This window comes from Streptomyces anandii JCM 4720, from assembly GCF_014650655.1.
In the GTDB taxonomy this organism is placed as follows: Bacteria; Actinomycetota; Actinomycetes; order Streptomycetales; family Streptomycetaceae; genus Streptomyces; species Streptomyces anandii.
Genome location: NZ_BMVJ01000006.1, coordinates 105,730 through 111,999, shown reverse-complemented (window position 1 = coordinate 111,999; position 6,270 = coordinate 105,730). Strand labels below are relative to the sequence as shown.

Below are 6,270 nucleotides of genomic sequence, written 5' to 3'. Positions count from 1 at the left end.
AACTGGCGATCGCCGCGGGAGTGGCGGTGCTCGCGACCGGGCTGTTCCTCGCGCCGCTCAGCCACCAGCTGGACGAGCAGGCGATGCGCCGGGCCCTCGCCATCGCCGAGACCACCGCGCAGAACCCGCAGATCGCCCGCAACCTGCGAAGCACCGCGCCGACCGCCGACGGGCCCGTGCAGCAGGAGGCGGAACGCATCCGGAAGGCCACGGGCGCCGAGTACATCGTGGTGATGGACACCCACGGCACCCGCTGGTCTCACACGGACGCATGGCAGATCGGCGAGCACGTCTCGACGAGCCCCGACGCGGCGCTCGCCGGCGAGGAGGTCATGGAGATCGACACCGGCACCCTGGGCCGCTCCGCGCGCGGCAAGGTGCCGCTGTACGACGCCGGCCACCACATCATCGGGGCGGTCTCGGTCGGCATCGCGTACGACAGCGTGCGCGCCAAGCTCGTCGGCACCATCCCGAGCCTGTTCGCCTACGCGGGGGGCGCGCTGGCCGCCGGCGCGCTGGCCGCCTGGCTGATCTCCCGGCGGGTGCAGCGGCAGACGCGGGACCTGGCCTTCTCGGACATCGCGGCGCTGCTCGCCGAGCGGGAGGCGATGCTGCACGGCATTCGGGAGGGCGTGGTGGCCCTCGACAGGGAAGGCCGCATCCGGCTGCTCAACGACGAGGCACGGCGGCTGCTCGGCATCGGCGACGAGGCGGTCGGCCGGTCCCTGGACGAGGCGCTCGGCGGCGGCCGTACGACCGACGTACTGGCCGGGCGGGTCACGGGGACCGATCTGCTGACCGTGCGGGGGCAGCGCGTCCTGGTCGCCAACCGCATGCCCACCGACGACGGGGGCGCCGTCGCCACGCTGCGCGACCGCACCGAACTGGAGCAGCTGGGCCGGGAACTGGACTCCACGCGCGGGCTGATCGACGCCCTGCGCGCGCAGGACCACGAGCACGCCAACCGCATGCACACGCTGCTCGGGCTGCTGGAGCTGGAGATGTACGACGACGCCGTGGAGTTCGTCGGGGAGGTGGTCGGCGACCACCGGGCCACGGCCGAGCAGGTCACCGAGAAGATCCAGGACCCGCTGCTCGCGGCGCTGCTGGTCGGCAAGGCGACCGTGGCCGCAGAGCGCGGCGTCGCCCTGTGGGTCTCGGACCGCACCTGGCTGCCGGACCGGCTGGTCGATCCCAGGGGCCTGGTGACGGTCGTGGGCAACCTGGTGGACAACGCCCTGGACGCCGTGGCGGCGACACCGCACGCGCGCGTGGAGGTCGAATTGCGCACCGAGGGACGTACCGCCGTCCTGGAGGTGTCCGACACCGGTCCAGGCATCCCGGCGGACCGGCGCGAGCAGATCTTCACGGAGGGCTGGTCGACCAAGCAGCCGCCCGCGCACGGCAGACGCGGCATCGGTCTGTCCCTGGTGCGCAGGCTCGCCGAGCGGCAGGGCGGGGAGGTGACGGTGGGCGAGGCGCCCGGTGGCGGCGCCCGGTTCACCGTCGTACTGCCGGAGGCGCTGGCCGAAGCGGCTCTGGCGCCCGCGAAGCCGGCACCGGTGGAGCCGGTCTCCGCCTCCGCGCCGGCCGCCCCCGGCCTCGTCGCTGAGGAGCGGGCACGATGATCGAGGTCCTGGTCGTCGACGACGACGCACGGGTCGCGCGGGTCAACGCGGCCTACGTCGGGAAGGTCCCGGGCTTCCGTGTGGCGGCCGAGGCGCACAGCGCGGCCGAGGCACTGCACCGGCTGGAGACGCTGCCGCGCCTGGACCTGGTGCTCATGGACCACTACCTGCCCGACGAGACGGGCCTCGACGTGGTCCGGGAGATGCGGCGACGCGGCCACCAGACCGACGTGATCATGGTGACGGCGGCCCGGGACGTGGCGACCGTGCAGTCGGCGATGCGGCAGGGGGTGCTGCAGTACCTGGTCAAGCCGTTCGCCTTCGCGGGGCTGCGGGCCAAGCTGGAGGCGTACGCGCGGTTGCGCCGCACCCTGGACGGCGGCGGGGAGGCCGAACAGCCGGAGGTGGACCGGATCTTCGGGGCGCTGTCCGCGCCGTCGCCGCCCGGGCTGCCCAAGGGGCACTCCCCCGCCACCGCCGCGCTGGTGCGCCGGTCGCTGATGGAGGCCGGGGAGCCGCTGTCGGCCCAGGAGGTCGCCGACCGGACCGGGGTGAGCCGGCAGACCGCCCAGCGCTATCTCAAGCTGCTGGAACGCGCCGGACGGGCCCGGCTGACCCTGAGGTACGGCGACGCGGGCCGCCCGGAACACCGTTACGTGTGGGCGGCCCGCGCCTGAGGACACGGCTCGTGGGGCGGGGGAAGAGACCGTGTCCCCCCTTGCATACGGATGTCAGCCGGTCGCCTTCTCGACGAACTCGGTGGTGTACGTCTTGGCGAGGTCCACCTTGGCGTTCTTGATGTTGGGGTTGAACGCCTTGAGGACCTTCTCAACGGTCTCGGGGCCGTTCTTGGGCATCACGCCGTCCTCGGTGAACATCGGCAGGGTGCTCTTGATGGCCGCCGCGTAGAGGAACTTGTTGCCCTGCGAGTAGTCGGCGGGCATCTTGTCGGCGATCTCGGTGGCGCTGTGGGTGGACATCCACTTGAGCGTTTTGACGAAGGCGTTGGCCAGCTTCTGGACGGTCTCCTTGTGACTGTTGACCCAGTCCGTCTGCATGTACAGGCTTGACGACGGGTACGGACCGCCGAGTGCCTCAAGAGATCCCTGCGGTGTCCGCATGTCGAGCAGGACCGTGCCGGCCTTCTTGTCCAGGATCGTCGCCACGGTCGGGTCCGTCGTCATGCCGCCGTCGATGGAGCCCCTCTGGAGGGCGGAGATGAAGGTCGGTCCGGCGCCCACGGCGACCGGGGTGAACTCGCTGACCTTCACGCCGTTCTTGACGGCGAGGTACTTGGTGAGGAAGTCGGTCGAGGATCCGAGGCCGGTGATGCCGAGCTTCTTGCCCTTGAAGTCCTTCGGTGAAGTGATCTTGCCGGCCGCCTTGTTGGAGACGACCTCCACCTCACCCGGGGCGCGCGAGAACTGGACGACGGACTCGACGGACTTGCCCTTGACCTGCAGATCGAGGGTGTGGTCGTAGAAGCCGACGGCACCCTGGACCTGGCCGGAGACCAGCGCGGTCTCGGCCTGGACACCGGCGGGCTCGCTCAGCAGCTCGACGTCCAGGCCCTCCGCCGAGAAGTAGCCCAGGCGCTGGGTGAGCATCGCGGGCATGTAGATGACCTTGTCCAGGCCACCGACCATGATCTTGACGTGCTCGCCCTTGCCGCCGCCCCCGCCGCTGCCGGTGTCGGCCGTCGAGCCGGCCGCGTCGTTGGCGCAGGCGGTGAGGGAGGACAGGGCGAGCAGGCCGGCGGCGGCCGACGCGATGAATCTGGCGGACTGGCGCATGAGGGTTTCACGTCCTTGTGAGATGACTCGCAGGCCGGAGGGCCTGCGGGAAGACGGTGCGGTACAGGGCGCGGGGGGGTGTGGTCCGGAGGTGTGCTTCCGGGCGGGCGGTTCAGTGCCCGGAGTCGGCCGGCTTCCAGCGGAAGATGCGGCGCTCGGCGAAGGTGAGCAGTCCCTCGGCGACGAGGGCGACCGCGGCCAGGATGACCATCGCGGCGTACACACCGGCCGCGTTGAAGGTGCCCTGGGACTGCGCGACGAGCAGGCCGATGCCCTTGGTGGCGCCGATGTACTCGCCGACGATGGCGCCGATGAGGGCGAAGCCGAAGCTGACGTGGAGGCTGGTGAAGATCCACGAGGTCGCGGACGGGATGACCACCTGGAGCGTCACCCGGCGGTCGCTCGCGCCGAGGATCCTCGCGTTGGACACCAGGTTGCGGTCCACCTCGCGAGCGCCCTGGAAGGCGTTGAAGAACACCGGGAAGAAGACGAGGACGACGGCGGAGGCCACCTTGGAGGCCGGTCCGAGCCCGAACCAGATCACGAAGATCGGGGCAAGGACGATCCTCGGTATGGAGTTGAGCACCTTGATGTACGGGCCGAGGACGTCGGCGAGGAAGGCGATGCGGCCGAGCGCGATACCGAGGACCACACCGGCCACCACGCCGAACGCCCAGCCGAGCAGGGCCTCGTGAAGGGTGAACCAGATCTGCTCGCCGAGCGAGCCGAGCGCGGTGCCGTGCGTGATCCAGGTCCAGATCTGGTCCCAGATCTGCGAAGGCATGGAGAAGTTGAACGGATCGATGACCTTGGCCCGGGAGAGCACCTCCCACAGGCCGAGCACGGCCACCAGGAGCACCAGGCGGGCGGAGCTGACGACGGCCTTGCGCTTGCGGGCCGCACGGGCCCGGGACTGGGCGCGGTCGGTCGGCTTGGCCGTGTCGACGACCGGAGTGCTGAGCACCTCAGGCGACATGAGCGGCACCCCTCTCGCGCGTGATGCGGACCTCTTCGCCGAGCGACTCCCAGATCTCCCGGTAGATGTCGATGAAGTGCGACTCCAGGCGCACCTGCTCGACCTTGCGCGGGCGCGGCAGGTCGATGTCGAAGACCTGCTTCACCGTCGCGGGACCGGCGGTCATCACGACGACCCGGTCGGCGAGCGCGATGGCCTCCTCCAGGTCGTGGGTGACGAAGACGACGGAGGAGCCCGTGCCCTCCCACAGCTCGAGGAGCTCGTCCGACATCAGGGCCCGGGTCTGCACGTCGAGGGCCGAGAAGGGCTCGTCCATCAGCAGGATCTCGGGGTCGTTGACGAAGGTGGCGGCGAGGGCGACACGCTTGCGCTGTCCACCGGACAGCTGGTGCGGGTAGCGGTCCTCGAACGCGGCGAGGCCGACCCGGGCCAGCCAGGCGCGCGCCTTCTCCTTGGCCTCCGCCTTCGGCACACCGCGGAAGCGCGGCCCGGCCATCACATTGGACAGCACCGTGCGCCAGGGGAAGGTGGCGTCCTGCTGGAAGACGAAACCGACCTTGCCGCCGACGCCGCGGACCTGCTCGCCGGCCACCAGCACATCACCCTCGGTGGGCTCCTCCAGTCCGCTGACAAGGGTCAGGGTGGTCGACTTGCCGCAGCCGGTGGGACCGACCACCGCCACGAACTCGCCACGCCGGACGGTGAGGTCGAGGTCCCTGACGGCCGTGTGCAGGCCCCCTGACGGGGTCCTGAACGTCTTGCTCGCGCCCCGTAGCTCGATGGCGGGGCTGGTGTCTGTGCTCATGGCCCGGGACGGTAGATGTGGCCGCGGCCACAGCAGGAGTCTTCTGAGCGCAAGCCGTTGTTTTGCTCGCAAGGACCTGTTGTGCTCATTTTGCTCGCGCTACAACAACGGAGCCGAAACACGGGCTTAACGCTCGCCTGGCCTTGGGAGAAAGAGGCCCGATGATTGACGTCCTGGTGGTCGACGACGACTTCCGTGTCGCTGAGATAAACGCGAAATACGTGGGGAAGGTTCCCGGCTTCCGGGTGGCCGCCCGCGCGCACAGTGCCGCCCAGGCGCTGACGGCCGTACAGCGCGGGGGTGTCGACCTCGTCCTGCTCGACCACTACCTGCCCGACCGGACGGGGCTGGAACTCGTCCACCGCATGCGCGAACAGGGCATCGGCACCGACGTCATCATGATCACCGCGGCGGGCGACGTGGCGACCGTACAGCAGGCGATGCGGCTGGGCGCGCTGCACTACCTGGTCAAACCCTTCACCTTCGCCGCACTGCGCACCCGGCTGGACTCCTACGCCGCGCTGCGCCGCACCGTCGACCGGGTCGGCGGGCACGGTGTCACGGGGCAGGAGCAGGTGGACCGGATCTTCGGCGCCCTGCGCACCACACCGGCGCCCTCCTCCCCCGGCCTGCCCAGCGGCCACTCGGAGCCGACGACGGACCTGATCTGCGGGGTCCTGCACCGCGCCGGCCAGCCCCTGTCGGCCCACGAGGTCGCGGCGAGGACGGGGCTGAGCCGCTCCACGGCCCAGCGCTACCTGCGCCACCTCGAACAGGCCGGCCGGCTGCGCCTGTCCCTCCGCTACGGCGACACGGGGCGTCCCGAGCACCGGTACGCCTGGGTGGCGCCGTAGTACCCGGCGGATCGTGCTCGGGCCGTGCTCACACCGCTCCGGCCCCCGTCAGCGACCGCACCTCCGTCTCGGCGTGCTTGGCCGCGTCGGGCAGTTCGGGCGAAGTGACCGTGCCCAGCCAGCCCGCGAGGAAGCCGAGCGGGATGGAGACGATGCCCGGGTTCTGCAGCGGGAAGAACTGGAAGTCGGCGCCGGGGAAGAGCGAGTCGGGGCT

Annotated in this window: 6 protein-coding genes and 1 pseudogene; 3 read left to right on the top strand and 4 right to left on the bottom strand. The window is 70.7% G+C overall.

Going from position 1 to position 6,270, the window contains the following annotated elements:
* Together IE249_RS13265 and IE249_RS13260 are read left to right on the top strand one after the other, a co-directional pair.
* The coding region (locus IE249_RS13265; RefSeq protein WP_189705017.1) for an ATP-binding protein at positions 1-1,628 on the top strand (1,628 nt) is incomplete at its 5' end.
* The gene (locus tag IE249_RS13260; RefSeq protein ID WP_189705016.1) at positions 1,625-2,305 is read left to right on the top strand and encodes a response regulator; all 681 of its coding nucleotides are present in this window, start codon (positions 1,625-1,627) and stop codon (positions 2,303-2,305) included. The genes IE249_RS13265 and IE249_RS13260, both read left to right, overlap by 4 nt.
* 54 nt (positions 2,306-2,359) lie before the next feature.
* Here IE249_RS13260 and IE249_RS13255 read toward each other — a convergent pair whose 3' ends face one another.
* The 3 genes from IE249_RS13255 to IE249_RS13245 form a co-directional block, all read right to left on the bottom strand.
* On the bottom strand, positions 2,360-3,421 hold the full coding sequence (locus IE249_RS13255; protein ID WP_189705015.1) for an ABC transporter substrate-binding protein: 1,062 nt from the start codon (positions 3,419-3,421) through the stop codon (positions 2,360-2,362).
* Positions 3,422-3,533: 112 nt separating this feature from the next.
* A complete protein-coding gene (locus tag IE249_RS13250; protein WP_189705014.1) occupies positions 3,534-4,397 on the bottom strand; it encodes an ABC transporter permease in 864 nt (287 codons plus the stop codon).
* The gene (locus IE249_RS13245) at positions 4,387-5,202 is read right to left on the bottom strand and encodes an ABC transporter ATP-binding protein (protein ID WP_189705013.1); all 816 of its coding nucleotides are present in this window, start codon (positions 5,200-5,202) and stop codon (positions 4,387-4,389) included. The genes IE249_RS13250 and IE249_RS13245 overlap by 11 nt, the downstream gene beginning before the upstream one ends.
* A 161-nt stretch (positions 5,203-5,363) precedes the next feature.
* Here IE249_RS13245 and IE249_RS13240 point away from each other — a divergent pair, with 161 nt between their 5' ends.
* Positions 5,364-6,056 carry a response regulator gene (locus IE249_RS13240; protein ID WP_189705012.1) on the top strand — a complete coding sequence of 231 codons (693 nt, stop codon included), beginning with the start codon at positions 5,364-5,366 and terminating at the stop codon, positions 6,054-6,056.
* Between the two features lie 28 nt (positions 6,057-6,084).
* Here IE249_RS13240 and IE249_RS37120 read toward each other — a convergent pair.
* A pseudogene (locus tag IE249_RS37120) lies at positions 6,085-6,270 on the bottom strand (cation acetate symporter); the annotation flags it as partial.